This window comes from Corallococcus sp. BB11-1, from assembly GCF_026626625.1.
Lineage (GTDB): Bacteria > Myxococcota > Myxococcia > Myxococcales > Myxococcaceae > Corallococcus > Corallococcus soli.
In genome coordinates this window covers 63469-89299 of sequence record NZ_JAPNJY010000044.1, presented here as the reverse complement: position 1 = coordinate 89299, position 25831 = coordinate 63469, and the positions used below count along the sequence as shown (strand labels likewise).

The following is a 25831-nucleotide window of genomic DNA, read 5'->3' as shown; positions in this document are numbered from 1 at the left end:
CGGTGCACCTTCCCCCCCAAGAAAGGTGCACCGCATGCAACGTCGTTCCCGTTTCAGTTCCCGCAGTCTGTTCTCTCCGTTCCTCGCCGCCTCGGCGCTGGCGCTGGGCTGTGGCCCCGTCTCCGAAGAGGCTCCTGCTCCCGCCGTGGCTCCCGCGGAGGTCGCCCAGCCGCTGGCCGTGGGCGGCTTCGCGGAGATGCATCACCACATGTTCGCCGAGGAGGCCTTCAGCGGCGGCTGGTTCCACGGCGACCACACCGGCTCGCTCGCGAGCTGTGACGGCGGTGCTCCGGAGAGCGACCACGCTCGGGTCCGCATGGACCTGCGCAACATGCTCAACCTCTGTCCCAACTCCGGCAGCGTGAACCTGGGCGGCGTGCCCATCCTGTCCGACGTCTTCGGCGTCGGCGGCGCGGTGGCCTCGGAGGTCATCGGTCAGGTGGAGGGCACGCAGGGCGACACCGGCCTGCACCTGGGCCGCAAGGACGTCCACACCCAGTGGCCCCGCTGGGACACCATCGCGCACCAGCAGGCATGGGAAGGCTGGCTCAACAATGCCCGCCAGGGCGGCATGTCCCTGGTGATGGTGTCGCTCGTCAGCAATGAGTTCCTCTGCAAGGCGCTGCCGTACCAGAACCTCAAGCGGCCTTGTGACGAGATGATGGACGTGGACATCCAGTTGCAGATGGCCCGCGACTTCGACGCCCGCACCTCCTGGGCGGAGATCGCCCTGTCGCCCGCGCATGCCCGGCAGATCATCGCCTCCGGCAAGCTGGCCATGGTGCTCTCCATCGAGTCCAGCAAGCTGTTCGGCACCAAGGACTGGCGCTCGGAGCTCAACCGCGTCTATTCGCTGGGCGTGCGCTCGTTGCAGCCCGTGCACCAGCTGGACAACCGCTTTGGCGGCGCCGCGCCCCACAACGCCATCTTCCAGGTCGCCCAGTTCCTGGAGAACTGCCACATCGACACCGACTGCGGCCTCACCGGCTCCGGCTTCACGCTGGGCTTCGACGTGGACGCGAACTGCCGCAACACCAAGGGCCTCACCGCGGACGGCAAGGCGCTGGTCCAGGAGATGATGGGCAAGGGGATGATCATCGACATCGCCCACATGTCCGAGAAGAGCGTCCAGGACGCGTATGCCGTGTCCCAGGCGAACACCTACTACCCGCTGATGATCTCCCACGGCCACTTCCGGGAGATCATGAACCCGGGCCTGGCCGCCAACGAGAAGACCACCCCGTCGTGGGTGGTGCGCTACGTGCGCCAGACGGGCGGCATGTTCGGCCTGCGCACCGCGCACGACGAGACGCGCGACTACACCCGCACGCCCGTGGCCAACTCCTGCCAGGGCTCCACGCGCTCGCTGGCGCAGGCGTACGAGTTCGGCCGCCAGGGCCTGAAGGTCAACATGGGCTTCGGCGCGGACCTGAACGGCTTCATCCAGCAGACGCGGCCGCGCTTCGGTGACTTCGGCGCGTGTTCGGCGGGCTTCCGCGCGGAGGCGGATGCGCAGCGTGAGCAGCAGCGCGTCTCCGGCCCGGGCCGCCTGGGCACGGACTTCGACATCTACGGCCTGGCCCACGTGGGCCTGCTGCCGGACGTGGTGAAGGACCTCAAGCAGCTGGGCGTGAACACCAGCGGCCTGGAGGGCTCGTCGGAGAACTTCATCCGGATGTGGGAGCGCGCGAACGGCGCCCGCTCCGGCATGGCGGACGCGGCGACGGACATCGACACCAGTGGCGTCGCGGCCTACGTCCCCAAGGCCACCCGTGAGGCGGCGTTCCCGCAGATCTGCGGCAAGGCCTACGCGCCCGCCACCAAGTACGTCGCGGAGACGTGCCGCTTCAACCAGGAGTGCCGCAGTGGCTCCTGCAACGCGATTGACGGTTGCAGCGGCCTGAACGGCACCTGCACCTGCTCCAGCGACTCGCACTGCGGCGCCACGCAGTTCTGCGGCTGGGGCACCAACTCCGGCAAGTGCGTGGAGAAGCGCCCCAAGGGCTCCATCTGCTCCAGCGGGCGCGAGTGCCAGTCGAACAAGTGCTCGTGGCTGATGTGCACCTGATGTCCTGACGTCCTGACGTCCTGATGTCCTGCGGGGCGGCGTCCTTCCGGGCGCCGCCCCGTTTCGTTGCACCGCTTCACGCGGACGTCAGTGGGGACCGCCAGCCGAGCGCCCCGTGCGTCACACCGGGACGTCCTGCGCGTTGCCGGACCCCTGTTGGGACCCCAGGTTCCCTTCGGGTCCTCCGTCATGCGAATCCCTGCTCGCGCCAGCCACCTGCCTGGTTCCTTCGACGCCGTGGGCGCGCCCGGCGCCCCTGTGCACTGCCCGGGCTCCAGGCGCGAGGCGGGAGGGCGAGGGTGGCGGAGGCTCGTTCGCGTGCCCGCCCCGGACCTCAAGACGGCGCATGCGTGGCGCAGGGCGCTGGCATCGCCCGCGCGGTTCATCGCGGGGCCATCCCCGTGATGACCGAACCGGAATCAAACGCCCAGGCACTGGGACGCTCGCGGAGCGAGTCGCTCCGGCAGCTCCAGTGGGTGCTCGGCGGCCTGGTGCCCGCGGCGAGCGCGGCCTCGATCTGGGTGGGGGCGCTCGCGCTGATGGGCTGGGTGCTGGGGATTCCCAGCCTGGTCCTCGCGCTCTCCGCGTCGGCCACGGGCGTGATGACTCCGGACCTGGCCCTGGGGATGATCGCGACGGGCGCCGCGCTCAGGTTGCTTCACGCGGACCCCGGGCGTGGGTGGCGCCGGACGCTGGGCCGCGGGTTGGCGCTGGGGGCCGTGGCGCTGGGGCTCGGCGCCCTTGGATGGCACGCGCTCGGGGGCATGGCGGGCGCCCACCGGCTGCTGCTCGGGGTCCGAGGCGGGGGACCCTTCGTGCCTTCCGGGTGGGCGGTGTCCGGCGGCGCGCTGGGGCTCTGTCTGACGGGGCTCGCGCTCCTATTGCTGCACGTCCGGACGCGCTGGGGGGGGCATCCCGCCCGATGGCTGGCCCTGGGCTGCGCGCTGATGGCGTCGTGGGTGTTGTTCGGCTTCCTGTTCTGGGAGCCGGGGGCCGGGACCGCGTCGCGCGACCCCGGGGCCCCGGCCTCCACGGCCATGGGGCCGCACTCGGCGCTGCTCCTGTTGCTGCTGGCGCTCGCCATCCTCTCCGTCCATCCCGAGCGGGGCTTGATGGGCATGCTCCTGCGCGAGGACCTCGGTGGCCTGCTCGCGCGGCGGCTGCTTCCCACGGTCATCCTGGCGCCCCTGGTCGTGGGCGGGGCCCGGCTGCTGGGCACGCGCCTGGATTTCTTCGGGACGCCGCTCGGCATCACGCTCTTCGCGGGCCTGACGATGCTCGCCTTCCTGGCCGCGGCGTTCTGGAACGCGAAGGTCCTCTCCGGGCTGGACGCCAGGAGCCAGCAGGCGGAGGAGGTGCTGCGCAACAGCGAGGAGCGCTTCCGGACCTCGTTCGAGGACGCGCCCATCGGCATGTCGCTGGTCGACCTGGACGGGCGGTTCCTCAACGTGAACGCGTCGCTGCTCCACATCCTCGGCTATTCGCGGGCCGAGCTGCTCTCGCGGACGTTCCAGGACCTCACCGTCCCGGAGGACCTGGGGGTGGACCTGATGAACGTGCGCCGGCTGCTCCAGGGCGACATCGACTCGTACCAGATGGAGAAGCGCTACCTCCACAAGGACGGGCACGCCGTCTCCACCCTGTTGACGGCCTCGATGGTCCGGGACGCCCAGGGGGCGCCGCTGCACTTCATCTCGCAGATCCAGGACATCACCGAGCGCAAGCAACTGGAGCATGCGTGGCGCCTGCTGGCGGAGGCCGGCCCCCGGCTGGCCGAGTCACTGGAGACACGGACGACGCTGGCCACCGTGGTGGAGCTGGCCGTGCCGGCGCTGGCGGACTGGTGCCTGGCGGACTTCGAGGGGGAGGACGGGCGCGTGCGCCGCGTGGAGGTCTCCGCGGCCACCCCGGAGCTGGAGCGGCGCCTGCGGGCCATGCTCCAGGCCTATCCCCTCAACGTGTTCCGGCGCGGAGGCCTCACCGCGTCCGTGCTCCGGACGGGAAAGCCGGTGTTGATGCCGGAGGTCTCCGATGCGGCACTCGAAGCGGCGGCGGTGGATGCCGGGCACCTGGAGTCCCTGCGGCGCCTGGCCCCACTGTCCGGGATCATCGTGCCGCTGCGGATCCGCGAGCGCCTGGTGGGGGTCGTCATCCTCGCGACCTCCGTGTCCGGGCGCCGCTACGGGACGCGTGACCTGGCGCTGGCGGAGGAGCTGGCCCGGCGTGCCGCGCTCGCGCTGGACAACGCGCAGCTGCTGGAGAAGTCGGCTCAGGCCATCCGCGTCCGCGATGAGGTGCTGCGCATCGTCGCCCACGACCTGCGCGCGCCCCTCAACGTCATCGCCCTGAGCGCCGGGGTGCTCCGCAAGGGGCTGCCCGAAATCGGCGCCGCACGGCGACCCCTGGAGTCCGTGGAGAAGTCGCTCCAGCGTGCGAACCGGCTCATCCAGGACCTGCTGGACGTGGCGCGCCTGGAGGGCGGAGGCCTGTCGGTGGAGCGCGAAGCGCTGGAGGTGGCGCCGCTCATCCGGGAGGCGGTGGAGCTGCACCGGGCGCTCGTGGAGGCCCGGTCGCTCCAACTGGTGGCCAGCATCCCGGAGGCGCTGCCCGCCGTCTTCGCCGACCGCGAGCGCGCGCTCCAGATCTTCTCCAACCTCATTGGCAACGCGCTCAAGTTCACGCCCGAAGGAGGGAAGATCACCCTGCGCGTCCAGGCCGAAGGGGGCTGGGTGCGGTTCTCGGTGCGCGACACCGGGCCGGGCATCTCCCCGAAGGAGCTGCCGCACCTCTTCGAGCCCTTCTGGCAGTCCCGAGCGAAGCGCAAGGAGGGCGCGGGGCTGGGGCTCGCCATCGTGAAGGGGCTCGTCGATGCCCACGGGGGACAGCTGGGCGTGGAGAGCCACCCGGGGGCAGGGAGCACGTTCTTCTTCACCCTCCCGGCGGCGCTGTCGGCGGAGGCGCACGCCCCGGCTCCCGCGTGAGCCGGACGCACGAAAAATGACGGGCCCCCGCGGTGCTGGAGGCGGAGGGCGGAGGGCCCTCCACTTCCGGCGCCACGAGGGCCCGGGGACGGCTGGGGATGGCTTAGCGCAGCTGCAGGAACGAGAACGACAGGCCGCTGTGCGTCGCGACCAGCTTGCCGCTCTGGTCGGTCAGCTCACGGAAGTTCGTCGTGCTGCTGCTGTTGGTGAACTCCGTGAACAGCGTGCGGTCACCCGCGTGGAAGAGGAAGGAGCTGCCCGTGCTGGCCGGCAGGGTGTCCACCAGCGTGGCCGCGGTCATGTCCGCCTTCAGGTCCAGCTTCCACCACTTCCACGCCACGGCGCTCGCGATGACGCGCGGGTGCGTGCCCTCCACCACCGTGTAGGTCGACTCGTCCAGCACGCGCAGGTAGCCCGAGCCCGTGGGGCCCTGGAGCAGCGAACCCGTGGCGCTGCCGTTGGTCAGCGCGCCCAGCGACTTGTAGAAGGCCGCGTCGAACTTGGCCGTCTGCGGATCGAACTTCAGCAGGCAGGGCTCGGGCACTTCCGGGTTCGCCATCGCGGTGCGCTTCACCGCGGCGCCGTAGGCCTCCGTCGCCAGGTACACCTGGTTGTCCGCGCCGACCACGCCGTCACGCACGTAGCCGCAGCGGTCGTCGGTGGCGATCTGGGCGGTGTCCGTCTCCGTGTCCAGGACGACGATGCCCGCCTTCTTGGTGATGCCGATACCCGCGGACGGACGCCACGCCAGCGGCATCAGCACCTTGGTGCCCACGCGGAGGGGGTTGGACGCGAACGACAGGACCGTCCCGTCGATGGTCATGCCCGGCAGGGGGATGGTGCTCGTCAGCGACATGTCCTTCGGGTTCCAGACGACGATCTGCGCGGTGCGGCCATCGAAGTAGTAGGCCTTCGTGTCCGACGCGAACTGGAACTGGTTCTGGTACTCGCCAATCGTCGTCAGGCCCCTGGGCGCGAAGCTCACCTCGCCGGCCTTCTCCAGCTTGTTGTCGGCCGTCACGTTGTAGCGGGTGACGACGGCGGAGCCGCTGCTGGAGACGAAGAGGGCGCCCGTCTTCTCGATGCCGGAGCCCAGCGCGCGGCCGGGGATCTCCGTGGCGTTCGCGAGCGACAGGGGCTCGGTGTGGTCCACCTTGTCCGTGAGGATGACGTAGCTGGTGGACGTGGACTCCACGCTCACCTGCGCGACGAACGCGTACAGCGGCGTCGTGGGGGTGCCGCTGTCCGGAGGGTCGACCGGATCCTTGTCGTCACCGCAGGCCGTGACGAAGCTGATGGCGAGGGCCGCGAGGACACGGCCCGAGGTGCGGAAGAAGGGTGAGGGCTTCAAGGACTTCCCTTTCGATGGGGTGGGGGTGCTGCGTGTGGTTGCGGGAGGCCTGACCTCAGCGCTCCAGCGTGAACTTGGCGGCGAGCGTGCGGCCGGGGCGTTGGACGCCGAAGAAGTCGAAGGTGCGGGCGTTGGTGAGGTTCTGCAGGTCCAGCGTCCAGCTCATCGTCGTGGGCGTGTCCCGCATCACGTACGTCAGCGCCACCGAGTGCGTGAACTGGGTGGCGACGCGATACTTGGTGTCCGCGGCGCCCAGCTCCGCCCAGGCCAGGAAGAACTCGTGCACGTAGCGCGAGCGCAGGGTGACGAGCAGCTCGTCCCGGGAGCGCAGCAGCTCACCCACCTTCACCTGGGCGCTGCCGTTGGCCATCAGGTAGGGGCGGTTGGGGACGCGCTGGCCGTCGAAGGCGCCGAAGTTGCCCTCGCTGGATACGTTGCGCAGGTCCTGCCACGTGGCGTTGGCGTCCAGCGACAGCAGCTGGCCCGCGGACGTCCAGCCCGCGGCGCCGACCACGCCCAACGCGCGCGCGGCGTAGACGTTCTGGTAGACGAAGTAGCTCTCCTGGGCGGTGAGCGTGATGAGCTGATCCGCCAGGCGCGCGAAGCCGCCCACGTTGGCGCGGAAGGTCCCGGCGCGGCCGGGCAGCGACGTGAAGCCCAGCCCCAGGTTGATGTTGTGGCTCGTCTCCGGGACCAGCTCCAGGTTGGTGTCGATGAGCAGCCCGTCACCGAAGAGCTCGTCCGGCCGGGGCAGGCGGGTGGCCCACTCGTAGGACGCCTTCGCGACCAGGGTGGGGGACAGGCGCAGGCGCAGGCTGTCGCCCACACCGAACTCGTGCGTGGTCCGGCTCAGGTCCTGGAACTCGCCGCTGCCGAGCAGCTTCTTCGCGCTCGTGGACTGGAGGTAGTCCTTGGCGAAGGCGATGTTCTGGAGCCGGCCCTCCAAGGCGTCGTACTGGTACTCCAGGCCCGTCACCAGGGAGGCCACGTCGCGGTCCGCGGAGAGCGGATCCGCCTGCCCCAGCGCTTGGAGCGCGCGGTCCTCGCCGGTGCGCACGACGAACGTGGGCGCCAGCGCGAAGCGCAGCAGGTGCGGGCCTCCCAGCAACCAGCCCGCGTTGAAGCGCGCGAAGCCGGTGTGGTTGTTGACGTAGCGCTCCACCGCGCCGTCGCTCATCTCCCCCTGGGTGGGCAGGGTGTAGAAGCAGCGGCCGTACCAGTCGTAGCGGCACGAGCCCACGTCCAGGAAGCGGCTGCGGCGGAAGGTGTAGCCGGCCACGGCGTCCACGGAGGGGCCCTGGCCAAAGGCCTGCTCGTAGCGCAGCGTGGTGCCCGCGGAGCCCTCGGCGCCCGTCACGTCGCCGTAGACCTGCGTCATGGACGTGTTGTGCTGGATGTCCCGCTCGGTGGCGTTGAAGAAGGCGCGCAGCAGCAGGCGCTGGGCCCACGGGCGGTCCACGTAGCCGACCTCCAGGCTCGCGCCTCCGGCCAGATAGCCATCGTGGAAGCGGGGGAGCCGCGCGGGCACCAGCTTGCCCGCGTCGTTGAAGACCTCCACGTTCACCGGGTAGTCGTTGCGGGCGGTGTCGAAGAAGCCGTGCGCCCGCACCAGCAGGCCGGTGGACTCCTGGAGGTGGCGGACGCTCGCGGTGAGGCGGTGCGTGTCGAAGGCGCCCAGCTCGTAGGAGCCCGCCATGCCCGTGCCGGACACGTTCTGGTCGGTGATGAGGTGGATGGCGCCGCCCAGCACGTCCGCGCCGAAGCGGATGGGCACGACGCCCTGGTAGACCTCCATCCGCTGCACCAGGTTCACCGGGACGTTGGCGAGCCCCGGTCCGTAGCCCGCGAACTCCAGCGGGATGCCGTCCACGAAGAAGCGCACCTGATCATCCGACATGCCCGACAGCGACACGCGCGTGTTGCTGCCCAGGCCCGCGGCCCGCCGCACGTCCACGCCTTCGGTGCGCGCCAGCGCCGTGCCCAGGTCGGCGGTCTCGTAGGCGATCTGCTCCGTCTCGATGACCTGGACGGACTCCGCGGACTGGCGGCGGCGCTCGGCCGCGGACTCGCCCACGACCGTCACTTCGATGGTGTTCTCTTCGGTGCTGGAGGGCACCTCGATGGGCTGCTTCGCGTCCGGGCTGGACGCGGGCTCCGCCGGAACGCCCCCGGGAGCGGCGGCGTCGCTCAGGGCCACCGGGCCCGCCGGGGAGGCGCTCTCCGGGAGCTGGAAGGCGTAGGTGTAGACGATGCGGAAGCGCTTCACGACGCCGTCGCGCTTGCCGGGCTCGAAGCGGAACTGGAGCGCGGCGGCGCGCGCGGCCTCGTCGAACCCGTGGCCTACGGGCTCCATCACCTCGGCCTCGGTGACCTGTCCCTGGACGTCCACCTTCAGCTGCAGGCGCACGTTCGCTTCCAGGCGCGCCGCCAGGGCCTCGGGGGGGTAGGGCGCTTCGATCTTCTGGAGGAGCTTCGGCGCTTCGATGACTGGCGCCGCCGGAGCGGAGGGCGTGGCCTCCGGCTCCTGCGCGGCCCCGCCCGCCTGCATCGCACCCGCGTGCGCCGGACCGCCCAGACACAGGCCCGTCAACAGCGCCACGCCCGCCCCGAACCGCCGCCAGCCACTCGCGATTATGAAAATGGTTCTCATTATCAACGGCGCGACGTTTAGCCGCTTCGCTTCGGGACTGTCAAGGCCGCGTGGCCCCTCAGGCCGCTCGGGCCTGGGGGGCGCGCACGGTGTGGAGGCCGTCGGCGACGCGGAAGGCGAGCTGGAGCGCCTGATCCGCGTTGAGGCGGGGGTCGCAGTGCGTGTGGTAGCGGCTGGACAGGTCGTCCTCGGAGACGTCCAGCGGGCCGCCCAGGCACTCGGTGACGTCCTGGCCGGTCATCTCCAGGTGGAGGCCCCCGGGGTGGACGCCCTCGGCGGCGGCGACCTGGAGGAAGGCCATCACCTCCGCGAGGATGCGCTCCAGCGACCGCGTCTTGTAGCCGTTGCTGGCCTTGTGCGTGTTGCCGTGCATCGGGTCGATGGACCACACCACGGGGCCGCCGTGGCGGCGGGTGGCGGCCATCAGCCGGGGCAGGGCGGTGGCGACGTTCTCCGAACCGAAGCGCCCGATGAGCGTGAGCTTGCCCGGGATGCCCTGGGGGTTGAGCGTGTCGACGAGGCGCAGCAGGTCGTCCGCCTCCATCGTGGGGCCGCACTTGAGGCCGATGGGGTTCTGGATGCCGCGCATGAACTCCACGTGGCCGCCGTCCAGCTGGCGGGTGCGCTCGCCAATCCAGAGCATGTGCGCGGACGTGTCGTACCAGCCGCCCGTCGCCTCATCGAAGCGGGTCATCGCCTGTTCGACGTTGAGGAGCAGGGCTTCGTGGCTGGTGAAGAAGTCCACCGGGCGCACGGCGCCCTCGGCCTCTGGCCGGTGTCCCAGCAGGCGGGTGAGGTCCGTGTAGCCCTCGCGAGCGAAGGCGCGCACCAGCTGCAGCGTCTCCGCGGACTGGTGGTACGCGCGCAGCAGGCGCTGGGGATCCGGCGTGCGCTCGCGGGCGTTGAAGTCCATGCCGTTGATGATGTCGCCCCGGTAGCTGGGCAGGGTGACGCCGTCGACGGTCTCCGTGGCGTTGGAGCGCGGCTTGGCGAACTGGCCCGCGATGCGACCCACCTTCACCACCGGGCACCCACCGGCGAACGTGAGCACGCCGGCCATCTGCAACAGGAGCTGGAAGGTGTCCCGGACGTTGTCGGCGGAGAACTCCTTGAAGCTCTCCGCGCAGTCACCGCCCTGGAGGAGGAACGCCTTGCCTTCGGCGACCTGTCCCAGCGCGTCGCGCAGCCGCCGCGTCTCCTCCGCGGGGATGAGGGGCGGCAGCTTCGCCAGCTCCGCCTCCACGCGCGCGAGGGCGGGGAGGTCGGGGTAGTCATTGGGGATGTAGCGGACCGGCTTCGCGCGCCAGGAGGAGGGAGACCAGGAGGAGTTCGTCACGGGAGCGCCGTATCTTTCGGAGGCAGGATTCCCTGCGCGACGCAGGAGTCGAGGTAGCGGTAGAGGAGCTTCCGGTCGGTGGGAGGGCAGACGACGTCCGTCCCCTCCAGCGCGGCCAGGAGCCGTTCGCAGCGGATGGGACCCAGGCCGAAGGCGGGCGTGGAGTCACCGCTGCGCAAGTCGAAGAACGCCAGGGTGGCGTCGTGGCCCCCGGAGCCGCGCGCGACACGCTCGCGCCACTCGGGGACATGACAGAGGTCCAGCGGATAGCCGTAGTCGCGCACCCAGCCGAACAGCTCGGACAGGCGCACCTCCGCGGTGGGCGTCAGGTTGAACACCGCGCCCGGATGCGAGCGGCGCGCGAGCTGGACGATGGCGCGGGCCACGAAGTCCACCGGCGTCCAGACCTCGCCCACGTCCAGCAGGGGCAGGGCGCGCACGGGGAGCCCCGCGAGCACGATGCGCCACACCAGGTCCTGCGTGTTGACGAGCGCGGTGTCCGGCGCGCCCACCACGCGGCCCAGGCGGTACACCGTCGCGGGCAGTCCGCGCTCCGACGCCTGCTGCACCAGCCGCTCCGCGATCCACTTGCTCTGCTGATAGCCGTCGCGCAGGCCCGGGTGCGCGGGGACGAAGGCCTCCGGCACGTCCGGCGCCAGGTTCGTCTGCGGCGCCACCGCCAGCGTGGACACGTAGTGGAAGGGCTTGGGGCGCACGGCGGCGGCCAGGCGGAGCAGCTCGCGCGTGCCCCGCACGTTGACGCCCTGGAGGCTGCCGTACTCGCGCACCACGCTGACGACGGCGGCGTTGTGGAGGATGGCGTCGCACTCGGCGGCGAGCCCGTGGAAGCGCGCGGCGTCCAGGCCCAGCATCGGCAGCGACAGGTCCGCCGGCAGCGCCAGCACCCGCGCCTCCAGCCCCGCGGTGGGGAGCTGCTGGCCGACGAGCGCGGTGCGCAGCCGCTCCATCGCCTGCGCCTCGTCCTTCGCGCGGACCGGGCAGATGACGCGGATGTTCGGCTGCGCCAGCAGCTGGTGGAGCAGGTGCGCGCCGACGAAGCCGGTGGCGCCCGTGAGGAGGACCTGGCGGAAGTCGGCGCCCAGGCGGGTGGACTCCCGCGCCCAGGCCTCGCCGGTGGTGGCGGGCACGATGTCCAGGCCCAGCTCCGCGTCCGCGAGCATCGCGGCGGTGAGGCCCCCGGGCTCGGAGCCCTCCGCGCTGCCGCGCTCCAGCGCCTGGGCGAGGCCCGACACCGTGGGGTGACGGAAGACGGTGGCGACCGGCACCTCCCGGCCCACGGCGATGCTCAGCCGGTTGGCGACCTGGATGCTCTGGAGGGACTGGCCGCCCAGCTCGAAGAAGTCGTCCTGGAGCGACGACGCAGCGCGGCCCAGCACCTGCTCCCACACCTCCAGCACCGTGCGCTCCAGCGGCGTGGCGGTGGCGAGCAGCGCGGCGCTCTCATCCGGAGGCAGCGCGTTCTTCAGCGCGTTGCGGTCGATCTTCCCGTTGCTGGTGCGCGGCAGGCGCTCAGCGAACGCGAAGGCGCCGGGCACCATGGGCGCGGGCAGCGCCGTCAACAGGTGCTTGCGCAGCTCCGCGGGCGTGGGCTCAGGCGAGGCGACCAGGTGCGCGCACAGCCGGCGCGACCCGCCCGGCAGCACCTGCCCCACGACGGCGGCCTCGCGGACACCCGGATACTTGAGCAGCACGGTCTCGACCTCGCCCGGGTCGATGCGGTGCCCGCTGATCTTGAACTCGTCGTCCACGCGCCCCACGAACACGAGCTGGCCGTCGTCGCGCACGCGCACCTTGTCGCCGGTGCGGTAGGCGCGCGGCTGGCCTTCGAGCAGCGCCAGGGTGGTGAAGCGCGCGGCGTTCAGCTCCGGGCGGTCCAGGTAGCCCCGGGCCAGCGCGCCGCCCATCAGGTACAGCTCGCCCTCCTTGCCCGGCGCCGCCAGCCGGCCCTGCTGCGTGACGACCGCCGCGACGACGCCCGGCAGCGGACGGCCGATGGGCACCTCGTCCCCGGACGCGAGCGCGTCAGGCCCCGCGAGCGTGGCGACGGTGGCCACGACGGTGGCCTCGGTGGGGCCGTAGGTGTTGAGCAGGCGCACGCGGTCGCCCGCGACGTCGCGCCAGCGGGCGATGCGCTCCGGCAGGGCCGCCTCACCGCCGATGATGACCGTGCGCAGGGAGTCGGGCAGGCAGGCCGCGCCGGTGGACAGGCTGTAGGCCAGCTCGTGCCAGAAGGCCGTGGGCAGGTCGAGCAGCGTGATGCCGGCCTCCGCGCAGGCCTCCATCAGCCGGGGCACGGACTGGAGCATGTCGTCGGTGCGCAGCACCAGCCGCGCGCCCGCGCACAGCGTGACGAAGATCTCCTCGACGCTCGCGTCGAAGTGGAGCGGGGCGAACTGGAGCACCCGGTCATCAGGGCCCACGGCGTAGCGCTGCGTCGCGCCCGCGACGAAGTGGGCCAGCGCGCTCCGGGGTACCTGGACGCCGTTGGGCTGGCCGGTGGAGCCGGAGGTGTAGATGACGTAGGCGAGCCGGGCCTCCGCATCGGACGCCGGAACGACCTCGGCGTGCGCGTCCAGCCGCTGCACCACCAGGATCCCGGGCGCCGTGGGGTCCGCGTCCGGCGTCGGGCGCTCCGACACCAGCATCACCGCGGGCCGCGCGTCCTCCAGGATGGCCGCGTTGCGCGTGGCCGGTCCGGACGGGTCGATGGGCAGGTAGCCCGCGCCCGCGAACAGGATGCCCAGGCTGGCGACGATGGCATCCGTGCCACGGGGCACCTTGACCGCCACCGCCGTGTCCGGCGTCACGCCCGCTTCCAGCAGGCACTGCGACAGGGCCCGGGACGCCGCCAGCAGCTCACAGTACGTCATCCGCCAGGGGCCGTGCTCCAGCGCGACCGCGTCCGGCCGGGCCTCGGCCTGCGCCTTCAGCAGCTCCAGCACGGGGCGCACGGCGGGCACCGGCCCGCCATCCAGCACGGACGCGTCCATCCCCGCGACGGCGTTGGCGCCCCAGCTCGCGGGCCCCCGGCGCACGGGCTGCTCCGGCGCGGCGAGCAGGGACTCCAGCAACTGGAGGAAGCCGCGCTGGTGCTCGGCCAGGGATTCCTCCGTGTAACAGGAGGGGTTCGCGTCCAAATCGACGCGCAGGTCCTTGCCGCCCGAGCGCGCGTGGAAGCCGAAGGACAGGTCCTCCACGGGACCGGCGGAGATGTTGTGCGCCGTGCCCGGGACGCCCGCGAAGTCCAGGGCGTAGTCGAACGGCATGATGTTGACGACAGGGCCGAACAGCTTGCGCTGGCCACCGACGAGGCGCAGGTCGCGCCGGAGCTGCTCGTACCGGTAGCGCAGGTGGGGGCGCGCGGCCTTCAGCTCCGCGGCCACGTCACGGGCCAGCGCGTACAGCCCCGCGTCCGGCCGCACGGCGATGCGCAGCGGCACGATGTTCATGGCCATGCACGGCACCTTCAGCGCCGCGGACCCCAGCCGCCCCATCACCGGCAGGCCCAGCACCGCCTCCTGCGCGCCCGTCCGCTGGTGCAGGTAGATGGCCGTCACGGCCAGCACCAGGTCGGACCAGCTCACGCCCGCCTGCTTCGCGCCGGCCTGCAACGCCGCCATCGTCTGCGGCGACAGGTGCTCCGAGCGCCGGAGGAAGCGCGACGACATGGGCGCGGCCTCGGCGAGCAGCGCGGGCACGGGGGCGTCCTCGAAGCGGCCCACCCAGAAGTCACGGTCCTTCTGGGACTGGGGGCCCTCGCGGTAGGCCACGTCCTCGTCCAGCACGGGCCCCAGCCGGTTGAAGCCCAGGGGAGGCATGCGTCCGTCGATGTCCGCCGTGTACAGCTCCGCCACCCGCCGCGCGAGCAGCGAGAAGCCATAGCCGTCCATCGCGATGTGGTGGATGCGCTGGAACCAGAAGGCGCGCTCCGGCCCCACCGTGAGCAGGGCCTGGGAGAACAGCGGCCCCTTCTCCAGGTCCACCGTGCGGCCCAGGTCCTTCCACATCCATTCGCGCGCGGCGGCCCACGGGTCCGCCTCCGCGCTCAAGTCCACGCGGTGCAGCGTCCAGTCCGTGCCCACGTCCAGGCGCTGCACGGGGCCGTGCTCGCCCTTCACGAAGCGCGAGTGCAGCGCGTCCGTCTCCGCCACCGCGCGGCGCAGGGCGGACTCGAAGCGCACCGGATCCACGGCGCCCTTGAACTCGATGCACTCCCCGGCGTTGTACACCGGGCTCTGGAGGTCGAGTTGCTGTCCCACCCAGATGCCGTGCTGGGCCGCGGACAGCGGGCGGTACTGCTCCTGGGATGGGTGCATGACGGGGGACTCCGGACAGGAAGGGGACGGCGGACTACGAGGCGCGCGCGCCGGGCGCCACGGGGACAGGCTGCTTGGAGGCCAGCAGCGCGTACCAGTCGGTGAGCGTCGGCTTCTCGGCCAGCTCCACGAAGGACACCTCCGTGCCGTGCTGCCGCCAGCGCTCCACCAGGCTCATCAGGCGGATGGAGTCCATGCCGCGCTCCAGCAGGTTGTCGTCCTCGCCAATGGACGCCGCGGACTCCATCAGCAGCTCCGCCACGTCCGCGCGAAGCTGGTCGCGGTCCACCGTCTGCGTCGTGGAGGGGAGGGGCATGGCGGTCATGAGCTGCTCCGTGGAGGTGACGAAGGCGACGAGCTGCGAGGCGTAGTCGAGCGCCAGCCGGTGCTTCTCCAGCGAGAAGTCCGCCACCGCGTCCGCGACGAGGAAGGGGCGCACCTCGCTCATGGAGCCGTCGCTGGCCGTCTGGAGGCAGCCGATGTGCGCGTAGATGCCGCAGATGATGAGCTGGTCGCGGCCCTGCTCGCGCATGAGCTCCATCAGGCGCGTGTTGCGGAACGCGCTGTAGCGCCACTTGGTGAGCAGGATGTCGCCCTCCGCCGGGGCCAGCGCGTCGATGATCTTCTGCTTCTGCTCCGGCCCGCCCCGCAGGCCCTTGCCCCAGAAGTCCAACTGGAGCCCGCGCTGCTCGGGCGTCTGATCCGGCGGCTGGGCGGAGTACACGACGGGGATGCCCAGCTTCGTGCAGTGCGCGCGCAGCCGCTGGATGTTGGCGACCAGCTCCGTCACCGGGGACTGGCCCTGGGTGAAGGCGTCCACGAAGTAGCGCTGCATGTCGTGGATGAGCAGGACGGCGCGCCTGGGCTCCGGCGTCCAGGCGATCTTGTTGCGCGGCAGGTCCGCCGGGCCGGGCATGGAATAGGGGGCGATGGCAGGCAGGGCCATGGAGGGCTCCAGGTTCAGCAGGTTCAAACAGGAGAGGGGTTGAGGGACTGTCGGAGGCTGTCGCGCAGCGCCTTCTTGCTGACCTTGCCCACGCCCGTCTGGGGGAAGGACGCGACGAACTCGATGCGGTCCGGGATCTTGAAGGCCGCGAGCCCGCGCTGGCGCAGGAAGGCGTTGAGGGCGGACGCGGCCGGGGCCTCGCCGCGCGGGATGACGACGGCGCAGGTGCGCTCGCCCAGGAACTTGTCGGGGATGGCCACCACCGCCGCGTCGCTCACGGACGGGTGCGCGAGCAGGTGGTTCTCCACCTCCTCCGCCGCGACCTTGTCGCCGCCCCGGTTGATCTGATCCTTCGCGCGCCCCTCCACCACGAGGCAGCCCGCCGGCGTCAGGCGCACCAGGTCGCCCGTGCGGTAGAAGCCGTCCGTCGTGAAGGACCGCGCGTTGTGCGTCTCCGCGTTGTAGTAGCCGCGGATGGTGTACGGCCCGCGCGTGAGCAGGTGCCCCGTCTGTCCGGGCGCCACCGGCACGTCGTCGTCGTCCACCACGCGCAGCTCGTCCGCGTCCGACATGGGGCGGCCCTGCGTGGTGACGATGAGCGACTCGGGGTCGTCCAGGCGCGTGTAGTTCACCAGGCCCTCCGCCATGCCGAAGACCTGCTGGAGCGCGCAGCCCAGCGTGGGGCGCACGCGCGCGGCGGCCTCGTCGCTCAGCCGGGCGCCGCCCACCTGGAGCACCTGGAGGCTGGACAGGTCGTGCCGCTTCGCCTGCGCCGAGTCCAGCCACACCATGGTCAGCGGGGGCACCAGCGCGGTGACGGTGACGCGCTCCCGTTCGATGAGCGGGAAGGCCACGTCGGGGCTGGGGTGCAGCGCCATCACCGCCGTGCCGCCGGCGTAGAAGGTACCCAGTACGCCAGGTGAGCTCAGCGGGAAGTTGTGCGCCGCCGGCAGCGCGCACAGGTACACCGTGTCACGGTTGAACCGGCACACGTCCACGCTGGCGCGCAGGCTGTAGATGTAGTCGTCGTGCGTGCGCGGAATCAGCTTGGGCACGCCGGTGCTGCCGCCTGACAGCTGGAAGAACGCCACGTCCGACGGGGCAGGGCCCTCCAGCGCCACCGGGTCGCAGGGCACGGAGGCCAGCGCGGTGAACGGGCCCGCGTCGCCCAGCACCAGCACGTGCTTCAGCGTGGGCGTGGCCGCGCGCACCTGCTCCGCGAGCGTGCGGTAGTCGAAGCCGCCGAAGCGGTCCGGGATGACGTACGCCACCGCTTCGGTGAAGGCGCAGAAGTAGCCGATCTCCGACGCGCGGTGCGCGGGCAGCGCGAACACCGGCAGCGCGCCCATGCGGAAGAGCGCGAAGATGACCTCATAGAACTCCGCGACGTTGGGCAGCTGCACCACCACGCGGTCCCGGGCGCGGATGCCCAGCGCATGGAAGCCCGCGGCCATCCGGTCCACGCGCGCGTCCAATTCCGCGTACGTCCACCGGTGCGTGCCCGCCACCAGCGCGACGTGCGTCCCGAAGTCCCGGGCCCGGTCGCGCAGGAGCTGACCGAACGTCTCCCCGCGCCAGTAGCCCGCCTCGCGGTAGCGCCGGGCGAAGTCCTCCGGCCACGGGGGACAGCCCGCCAGGTGTTCGCGCGCGGAGCTCACGGCTGCACCCCGGCGCCCAGGCCCATGGCCTGGAGCATGGTGCGGAACTTCGCCTCGGTCTCCGCCAGCTCCGCCTCCGGCGTGGAGCCCACGACGACGCCCGCGCCCGCGAACAGCCGCAGCGAGTTCGCGTCCGCCTCCGCGCAGCGGATGGTGACGGCCCACTGCCCGTCGCCGTTCGCGTCACACCAGCCCACCGTGCCGGTGTAGTAGCCGCGCTGGAACGGCTCGATGTGGCCAATGGCCTCGTGCGCCAGCTCCGTCGGGTGGCCGCACACCGCGGGCGTGGGGTGCATCGCCAGCGCCAGCGTCAGCGACGTGATGGACGGGTCCTTCAGCTCGCCCTGGATGCGGCTGGAGAGGTGCCACATCGTCTGGGTGCTCACGAGCGACGGCCCCCTGGGCACGTCCAGCGTCTTGCAGTAGGGGCGCAGCGCTTCGGCCACCGCGTCGATGACGACCGCGTGCTCGTGCAGATCCTTGGGGGACGTCATCAGCCGCGCCGCCCGCGCCTGGTCCTCCAGCGGATCCGTGCTGCGCGCCGCGGAGCCCGCGAGCGGATTGGCGATGACCTGCAACCCGGAGCGCGACACCAGCAGCTCCGGGCTGGCGCCGATGAGCGTCCGCCGGCCCGCGCCGGGCGCCGCGTCCTCGCGAGGAGGCAGGTCCACCGCGAACGTGTAGCCGTGCGGGTTGCGCCGGGCCAGGTTGTGCAAGAGCTGGCGCAGGTCCACGGGCGTCGCCGTGTCCAGGTGCAGCGAGCGCGACAGCACCACCTTGCGCAGCGGCCCGTCCTGCATGAGCTTCAGCGCCGCCGCCACGCCGTCCAGGTACGCGGCCGGCTCCGGCACGGGGCGCATCGTGTAGCGAGACGCCAGGGGGAGCTGCGCGGGGGAGGCCGCGTCGAACACCAGCGGGCCCGCGCGCTGCAACGTCATGGGCACCACGAGCTGCGCCTCCACCCGGCCGTCGAAGGGCACCGCGCCCACCGCCACCGGGATGTCGTGCGCCGCCTCACGCGAAGCGTCCAGCACCGCCGCCACCCGCGCGGGCAGGCCCTCCAGGGAGTTCGTTCCACCCGAGTGCGGCACCGTGGCGAACACGCCGCGCGCCAGCATGGTGCGCCTGGGGGACGCGAAGAAGAACGACGAGCCGGCGTCGTAGTCGCGCAGCAGCCGCGTCGCCAGCGACTCCTGCTCCGACTCCGCCGTCAGGGCAGGGGACACCCCCATGCCGTCCACGGGCAGCGCCACACCGCGCGGTTCTTTGGTGCCCGTAACGATTTTGGTATCAGGAATCATTCTCAACTCGGTGGGATGCGAGGGGACACGAAGGGCCACCCCGCGAGAGGGAAGGGAGGGAAGGCAACGGGCGTGGGCGCGCGTCAGACGCCCAGCGTGGCGCCGCCGTCGATGCACAGGTCGTGCATCGTGATGTGGCGGGCCTGGTCGGACGCCAGGAACACCACGGAGTCGGCGATGTCGTCCGGCGTCGCGATGCGGCGCAGGGGGATGCCGGTGCGGAAGGACTGCAACGAGCCCGCGATGACGGCCTCCGGCCCGCGGTCATCCGACCAGAGCGCCCGCTGCATGGCGGTGTCGGTGGAGCCGGGGGACACGACGTTGCAGCGGATGCCGTGCTCGGCCAGCTCCAACCCCAGACACTTGGTGAACATGGTGGAGGCGGCCTTGGACGCCGCGTAGGCCGCCATCTGCATGCGCGGCACGCCCGCCGCGTTGGAGCCCACCGTGACGATGGCGCCGGAGCGCCGGGGCACCATGTGCCTGGCCACCGCGCGCGAGACATGGAACACGCCGTGGGTGTTGACCGCGAAGGTGCTCATCCAGTCCGCGTCGCTCTGGGTCAGCACCGGGCCCATGCGCAGGATGCCCGCCACGTTGGCCAGCACCTGGATGGGGCCCAGCTTCGCTTCGATGTGCGCGACCGCGTCCTCGACGCCGTCCTTGTCCCGCACGTCCACCTTGAACGCGGTGGCCTTCAAGCCCTGCTGGCGAAGCTCCGCCACCAGCAGCTCCAGCCCGGCGCCATTCTGGTCGAACACGGCCACGGGCATGGTGCGCGCGAGCTTGCGTGCGACGGCCGCGCCAATGCCCTGGGCCGCGCCCGTCACCACCGCGAGTCCTGTCGTCGCACCCATCATCCGCTCACCCGAACCGTCTGTCTGAAAATGAGAACGGTTCTCAGAATCAGAATCCGGAAGTGCCATGGTCGTGAATTCCTGTCAAGAAGGCTCAGGCCCGAAATGACCCACCGCGTGAGACGTTGCGGTGGGGCGGGCGGATTGTTTGCGATTGTTTCAGGCGGCGGTGGCGGCGGCGGTGGCGGCCGCTTCGCGCAGCACCTCGCCGGCGGCGGCGATGGTGTGATCGATCTGCTGTTCGGTGTGCACGGCGCTGATGAAGTTCAGGTCGCGGCGCAGGATGACGCCCCGGCGGGCCATGCCGGCCTGGAAGGGGATCATCTTCTGGATGTGCTGGGGGATGTCCTTGCTGAAGCGGAAGAAGGGCACGGCGTCGTAGCCGATGACCTCCAGCGAGGAGCCCGTGGCCTTCGCGTGGGCGTTGACGCCGTCGCGCAGGCGGCGGCCCATGCTGGCGATGTGCTCGATGTAGTTCGTGCTCTTGTATTCGTTGAGCACGGCCTCGCACACGGCCAGGGAGAGCATCTCGCCGCCGAAGGTGGTGGACACCTGGAGGTCGCTCAGCTTGGAGAGGTGCTTCTCCGGGCCGGCGATGGCGGACAGGGGCATGCCCGCGGCGATGCCCTTGGACAGCGTGACGAAGTCGGCCTGGACGCCGAAGAACTGCTGCGCGCCGCCCAGGGCCAGGCGGAAGCCGGTGACGACCTCGTCCAGGATGAAGAGCACGCCGTGCTTCGCGCAGGTGTCCTTCACCGCCTGGAGGAACTCGCGGGTGATGGTGCGGTTGTAGGGGATGGCCAGCAGGACGCAGGCCAGCTGCGCGCCGTGCGCTTCGATGTGCGCGAGCAGGGCGGGCTCGTCCGGGGGCGTGAAGAGCGGCAGGCGGGTGGTGAGCTTCGCGACGGCCGCGGGGATGCCCGGCGTGTCGTACATGAAGTGGTCGTGCCAGCCGTTGTAGCCCACGGTGACAATGGACTCGCGGCCGGTGATGTGGCGCGACAGGCGCACGGCGGCGGACGTGGCGTCCGCGCCCGTCTTGAAGAAGCGGGCCATCTCCGCGCCCGGGATGACGTCCACCAGCGCGCGCACGGAGGAGACCTCCACGGGCGTGGGCAGCGAGTGGATGATGCCCTCGGCCAGGTGCTTGCGGATGGTCTCCGCGACGGCCGGGTGGTTGTGGCCCAGCATGTTGGCGCCCAGGGCCTGGATGTAGTCGATGTACTCCTGGCCGTCCGCGTCCTCCACCAGCGCGCCCTGGCCCTTGGTGAGGAACACGGGGAAGGCGCCGGGGGCGAAGTGGTCCGGCTTCTTCATCATGGTCTGGGTGACGCCGGGGACCAGCTTGCGGGCCTCGGCGAGGAGCTGGTTGGAGCGCTCCAGTTTGATCTCACCCACGATGGGGCGCGGCAGGGACGGGTGGCGGGCTGTGGCCTGGGACATGGAAGGGTCCTTGTGTTCAGGGGTGGAGGAGGTGTCAGGAAGCAGGGGTGGCGCTCACCGGGACGGCGCGTCCGGCGAAGACCCAGAGCAGGCCCAGCGCCAGCACGGACACGCCCGCGGCGAGCCAGCCCAGGGGGCCGAAGCCGATGAGCGCGCCGTCGGACGCGGTGGACAGCAGCAGTCCACCCATCCACGCGGCCAGCCCGGAGGCGCCGTCGCTGGCGGCCATGTTCACCGCCAGGTAGCGCCCCCGCAGGGTGGGCGGCACCCGGGACGCGACGAGCGCCATGGTGGGGATGGCCCGGCCGGAGGTGAGCGTCATGAAGCCCACGAACACCAGCGCCACCACCGGCAGCGGGGACGGCGACAGGTGCGTGAAGAGCAGGTGCGGCACCATGGAGAACACCAGCAGGCCGGCCAGCACCCGCGCGGGGCCCAGGCGATCCGCCAGCCCGCCAATCCACCGCGAGCTCAGGAGCGTCGCCGCGCCGCCGGCCAGGTACACCCAGGGCAGCTCCGACAGCGACAGGCCCAGGTTGCCCACCATGAAGGCGCCCAGGTAGGGGATGAGCAGGAAGCTGGCGAACACCACCGTGAACGTCAGCCCCCAGCCGAGCGCCAGCCGGGGCGTCCACACGGTGGCGGGCGCCAGGGCGTCGGGCGCGGTGCCCGCGCGGACCAGGTGCCCGTCCACGCGCGGCAGCAGGCGCAGCAGCAGCAGCCACACGCCGCCCGCGACGGCCGCGAGGACGAAGAAGGGCGCGCGCCAGCCCCAGAGGTTCGCGACGCCCAGGCCCAGCGGCACGCCCGCGACGGCGGACAGCGCGTACGCCGTCATCACGGTGCCAATGGCCTGGCCCCGGCGCTCCGCGGGCACCACGTCGCTGACGATGGCGATGACCACCGCGCCCATCAGCCCCGCGCACGCCCCGGCCACGGTGCGCGCCACGAGCAGCCCCACGGCCCCGGTGGCCATGCCGCACAGGAGCGTGGCGGTGATGAAGCCCGCGTAGAGCATCAGCAGCGTCCGCTTGCGCTCCAGGCGATCCAGCCAGAACACGCCCAGCACGCCCATGGCCGCGGACGCGAGCGTGTACGCGGACACCAGGGCCCCGAAGCGCGTCGCCGACAGGTCCAGCCGCTGCATCAGCAGGGGCCCCAGCGGCATCAGCATCATGAAGTCGACGACGTGCGTGAACTGCACCGCCGCCAGGAGCGACAGCAGCGTGCGCTCACGCGCGACGGGGGATGGAGCACTCAAGACAGTCACCAGGAATCCAGACGCACACGCCGGCCCGGGCAATGCCAGACGCCAGACAAGGCCCGGCCTGGACCCGCCGCGCCTCGCGACGGACCCGCCGTGTTCGTTGTAAGTCAGAGAATGATAATGAGAATCATCCTCATAAATGAGCGGGAGTCAATGGAAAAGCGGGTTTCATGACGCAATCGTCCGGAGGCGGGCTTGTGGGCACCGTGCGCCTTGACGGGGTGGCGTGTGGGCGGAAGGGTGGCCTCCGAGGCCGTCCGTCCCCGTCGTTCTTTCCGCAGAGGTGTCGAAGGTGAAGAAGCTCGTCAATGCGCCGCGCGAAGTGGTCCGGGAGATGCTTGAGGGGGTCGTGGCGCTCGCGCCGGGGCAGGCGTTGCTGGAGGGGGAGACGGTGGTGGTGCGCGCGGACGTGCCGGCGGCGCTGGGGGCGCGGCGGGTGGCGATTTTGTCGGGCGGTGGCAGCGGACACGAGCCGGCGCATGCGGGCTACGTGGGCGCGGGCATGCTGCACGCGGCGGTGGCGGGGGACGTGTTCACGTCGCCCAGCGCGGACGCGGTGCTGGCGGCCATCCGCGCGGTGGCGGGCACGGCGGGGGCGCTGCTCATCGTGAAGAACTACACCGGCGACCGGCTCAACTTCGGGCTCGCGGCGGAGCTGGCGCGGGCGGAGGGCATCCCCACGGAGGTCGTGGTGGTGGCGGACGACGTGGCGTTGCGCGACACGGTGGAGCCCGCGCGGCGGCGGGGCATCGCGGGCGTGGTGCTGGTGCACAAGGTGGCGGGCGCGGCGGCGGCGGCGGGTGCGTCGCTGGCGGAGGTGGCGCGCGAGGCGACGGAGGCGGCCAGTGCCCTGGGCAGCATGGGCGTGGCGCTGGGGCCATGCACGGTGCCGGCGGCGGGCCGGCCGGGCTTCACGCTGGGCGAGGGCGAGGTGGAGCTGGGGCTGGGCATCCACGGCGAGCAGGGGGTGCGCCGCGTCGCGCTCCAGCCGGCGGACGCGCTGGTGGACACGCTGCTGTCGGCCATCGTGGAGGACCGGGGCATCGGCAAGGGCGAGCGGGTGGCGCTGATGGTCAACGGCCTGGGCGGCACGCCCCCCATGGAGCTGGCCATCGTGACGCGCCGGGCGCTGGCGTTCCTCGCGGAGCGGGGCGTGCAGGTGGAGCGGGCGTGGCAGGGCACGTTCCTGTCCGCGCTGGAGATGCCGGGGTGTTCGCTCACGCTGCTGAAGGTGGACGACGCGCGGCTGGCGCGGCTGGACGCGGCCACGGAGGCGCCGGCGTGGCCGGGGAAGGGAGCGCTGGTCGCGCAGCGCCGGGTGGTGTCCCCCAGGGGCCCGCTGCCGACCATCCAGGGACACCCGAAGCCGCAGCCGCAGATGGGGCAGGTGAAGGCGGGAGCGCTGGCGGTGGCGGACGCGTGGGATGCGGCGGAGGAGAAGCTGACGGAGCTGGACAGCGCGGCGGGGGACGGCGACCTGGGCTTGAGCCTGGTGCGGGGCGCGGCGGCCATCCGCGCGTTGCCGGAGGGCGCGTGGGCCACGCCGTCGGGGGCGCTGACGGAGCTGGGGCAGGCGCTGCGCAGGAGCATCGGCGGCAGCTCCGGGCCGTTCTACGCGACCGCGCTCCTGCGGGCCTCGCGCCACCTGACGAACAAGGTCCCGGACGCGGCGGACTGGGCCAAGGCGTTCCAGGTGGCCGTCGAGGCGGTGTCGGAGCTGGGCGGCGCGAGGCCCGGGGACCGGACCATGGTGGACGCGCTGCACCCGGCGGCGGAGACGCTGGGGCGCGCCGTGCGCGAGGGGAAGTCCCTGGGGGCCGCGTGGGCGGAGGCGACGCTCGCGGCGGAGCAGGGAGCGGAGGCGACCGCGAGCATGACGGCGCGGCTGGGGCGCGCGAGCTACCTGGGCGAGCGCGCGAAGGGGATTCCCGACGCGGGCGCGGCGGCGGTCGTCATCTGGATGAAGGCGCTGGGGTGACCTGTCGTTGACAGCTGCCTGGCCGCGCCGTCGCTCTTGGCCCACCTGGTGGTTGGGAAGTACTGCGAGGGGCTGCCTCTGTTCCGCCTGGAGCAGCGCTTCGCGCGTGACGGGGTGCCGGTGGACCGGGGGACGATGGCCCGGTGGATGGAGGACGTGGGGGCGACGGTGGGCACCACCGTGGTGGCCGCCATGCGTGACGAGGCGCTCGCCACCGCCTTCTGCATCGCCACGGACGCCACGGGCGTGGCGGTGCAGCCGGTGCCCGTCGAAGGCCCGCGCCAGGCGTGCCGACGGGGCCACTACTTCGTGCAGGTGGCCGACAAGGACGCCGTCTTCTTCGAGTACACGCCGAAGGAGACAAGCGCCGCGGTGCTGGAACTCTTCAAGGGCTTCAGCGGGTACGTGCAGGCCGACGCGAAGAGCGTCTACGACGCCCTCTTCCGTCCCGCCAAGGATGAGCCGCCGGACGGAGAGACCGAGGTGAGACACGAGGTGGCGTGCTGGGTGCACTGCCGCAGAGGTTTCTGGGAGGCGACGGTGGCCAGAAGCGTCGTGGCTCGCGAGGGCCTGGCGCGCATCGGCCGCATCTTCGAGTTGGAAGCGACGTGGCGGGACAAGCCCCCGGAGGAGATTCACCGGCTGTGACTGGCGCACCTGCGCCCGCACGTGGACGCCTTCTTCAGCTGGGCCGAGGCGGAGCACGAGAAGGTGCGGGAGGAGCGCGGGCTGTTGCGCAAGGCGCTCGGCTACGCCGTGCGCCACCACGAGGCCCTGCGACGCTTCCTCGAGGACGGACGGCTGCTGCTGGAGAACAACCGCTCCGAGAGGGAGTTGAGGAGGATTGCCGTCGGAAGAAAGGCGTGGCTGTTTGTCGGCAGCGATGACCATGCCCAGAGCGCTGGCCACCTATTCACTCTCATCGCCACCGCGCGGCTGCACCGCCTCGACCCCGAGGCCTACCTGAGGGACCTCTTGCGCGTGCTGGCCCACTGGCCCCGCGAGCGCTACTTGGAACTGGCTCCCAAGTACTGGGCCGCCACGCGAGCCCGCCTCATGGCCGCCGAGCTCGACGCCGAGGTGGGCGAGCTCACCATCCCGGAACCGCTCGCGACCCCGTCCGAAGAGCAGTCGTCGCCGCGCTGAGAGAGTCCTGTTCACCCTGTCAGGATGATGCGACCGCCCGGCTCACGGAAGACGGGGCTCGTGCAGCGGATACACAGAAATCACGAGGAACATCCGGGGGTTGGGTGAAGTCGGGAAAATTCGGGGTCCGATTGCGTGTCCGCGAACTTCGCGGCGACTGCTCCCGGTTATCGCGAATTGGAGATGGTGTCTCGCATCCTTCAGAAGGGGAGGGCGTGGGTGAGCGGCGCACGGAGCTGCAGCCGTGTCGCAGAGTCTACCACCTCCTGGGCAGGCTCTACCTCTTGTTGTCCGGCCCGCAGTGAGCGCCCTGGTTGAAGCGATGCCGGTTCCGCCTTCCGATGGGGGGGCTTTGCTCGAGGCCCGCGCTGGTAGCGCTGTGCGGAACGCCCTGCCTGCAGCGGCGGTAGCGCGGGCCGTTCCTCCAACGGCATAGGTCGAGGCTGCCCCTGCGCCGCGGTTAGGACGAACTGGCGCGGCTTGGGACGCAGTCTCTCGACCGGGGCAGGCGA

14 protein-coding genes and 1 pseudogene are annotated in these 25831 nt (G+C 71.6%); 5 read left to right on the top strand and 10 right to left on the bottom strand.

Translation table 11 applies throughout. The features are described 5' to 3' along the window. The first annotated feature begins 34 nt into the window (after positions 1-34). On the top strand, positions 35-2068 hold the full coding sequence (locus tag OV207_RS36780) for a membrane dipeptidase (RefSeq protein ID WP_267559740.1): 2034 nt from the start codon (positions 35-37) through the stop codon (positions 2066-2068). 350 nt (positions 2069-2418) lie between these two features. Next, complete coding sequence (locus OV207_RS36775; protein ID WP_267559739.1) at positions 2419-5049, top strand: sensor histidine kinase; 2631 nt, start codon at positions 2419-2421, stop codon at positions 5047-5049. Positions 5050-5152: 103 nt separating this feature from the next. Here the strand turns inward: OV207_RS36775 and OV207_RS36770 are convergent, their stop codons facing one another. The 10 genes from OV207_RS36770 to mxcK form a co-directional block, all read right to left on the bottom strand. After that, positions 5153-6400 carry a hypothetical protein gene (locus OV207_RS36770; RefSeq protein ID WP_267559738.1) on the bottom strand — a complete coding sequence of 416 codons (1248 nt, stop codon included), beginning with the start codon at positions 6398-6400 and terminating at the stop codon, positions 5153-5155. 55 nt (positions 6401-6455) lie between these two features. Beyond that, the gene (mxcH, locus tag OV207_RS36765) at positions 6456-8999 is read right to left on the bottom strand and encodes a TonB-dependent siderophore myxochelin receptor MxcH (RefSeq protein WP_267559737.1); all 2544 of its coding nucleotides are present in this window, start codon (positions 8997-8999) and stop codon (positions 6456-6458) included. A gap of 109 nt (positions 9000-9108) precedes the next feature. Continuing rightward, a complete protein-coding gene (locus tag OV207_RS36760; protein WP_267559736.1) occupies positions 9109-10386 on the bottom strand; it encodes a 3-deoxy-7-phosphoheptulonate synthase class II in 1278 nt (425 codons plus the stop codon). Next, entirely contained in the window at positions 10383-14723 is a 4341-nt protein-coding gene (gene mxcG / locus OV207_RS36755; RefSeq protein ID WP_267559735.1) for a myxochelin non-ribosomal peptide synthetase MxcG, read from the bottom strand. The genes OV207_RS36760 and mxcG overlap by 4 nt, the downstream gene beginning before the upstream one ends. A gap of 34 nt (positions 14724-14757) precedes the next feature. Then, a complete protein-coding gene (locus OV207_RS36750; RefSeq protein ID WP_193429573.1) occupies positions 14758-15669 on the bottom strand; it encodes an isochorismatase family protein in 912 nt (303 codons plus the stop codon). Positions 15670-15692: 23 nt separating this feature from the next. Then, complete coding sequence (locus OV207_RS36745) at positions 15693-17327, bottom strand: (2,3-dihydroxybenzoyl)adenylate synthase (RefSeq protein WP_267559734.1); 1635 nt, start codon at positions 17325-17327, stop codon at positions 15693-15695. Further along, entirely contained in the window at positions 17324-18559 is a 1236-nt protein-coding gene (dhbC, locus tag OV207_RS36740) for an isochorismate synthase DhbC (protein WP_267559870.1), read from the bottom strand. The genes OV207_RS36745 and dhbC overlap by 4 nt, the downstream gene beginning before the upstream one ends. 152 nt (positions 18560-18711) lie before the next feature. Further along, positions 18712-19488, bottom strand: a complete 777-nt coding sequence (locus OV207_RS36735; protein WP_324291599.1) for a 2,3-dihydro-2,3-dihydroxybenzoate dehydrogenase — start codon at positions 19486-19488, stop codon at positions 18712-18714. Positions 19489-19644: 156 nt separating this feature from the next. After that, on the bottom strand, positions 19645-20928 hold the full coding sequence (mxcL, locus tag OV207_RS36730) for a myxochelin B biosynthesis transaminase MxcL (RefSeq protein ID WP_267559733.1): 1284 nt from the start codon (positions 20926-20928) through the stop codon (positions 19645-19647). A 34-nt stretch (positions 20929-20962) separates the two neighbouring features. Next, a complete protein-coding gene (mxcK, locus tag OV207_RS36725; protein ID WP_267559732.1) occupies positions 20963-22198 on the bottom strand; it encodes a myxochelin export MFS transporter MxcK in 1236 nt (411 codons plus the stop codon). Positions 22199-22487: 289 nt separating this feature from the next. Here mxcK and dhaL point away from each other — a divergent pair, with 289 nt between their 5' ends. The 3 genes and pseudogenes from dhaL (at position 22488) to OV207_RS36710 (ending at position 25319) form a co-directional block, all read left to right on the top strand. Then, complete coding sequence (gene dhaL, locus OV207_RS36720) at positions 22488-24173, top strand: dihydroxyacetone kinase subunit DhaL (protein WP_267559731.1); 1686 nt, start codon at positions 22488-22490, stop codon at positions 24171-24173. A gap of 18 nt (positions 24174-24191) precedes the next feature. Then, positions 24192-25058, top strand: a pseudogene (tnpC, locus tag OV207_RS36715) (IS66 family transposase); the annotation flags it as partial. Beyond that, positions 25041-25319 (top strand): transposase domain-containing protein, encoded by a 279-nt coding sequence (locus OV207_RS36710; RefSeq protein WP_267559868.1) that lies wholly within the window; start codon positions 25041-25043, stop codon positions 25317-25319. The pseudogene tnpC and the gene OV207_RS36710, both read left to right, overlap by 18 nt. Positions 25320-25831: the final 512 nt, after the last annotated feature.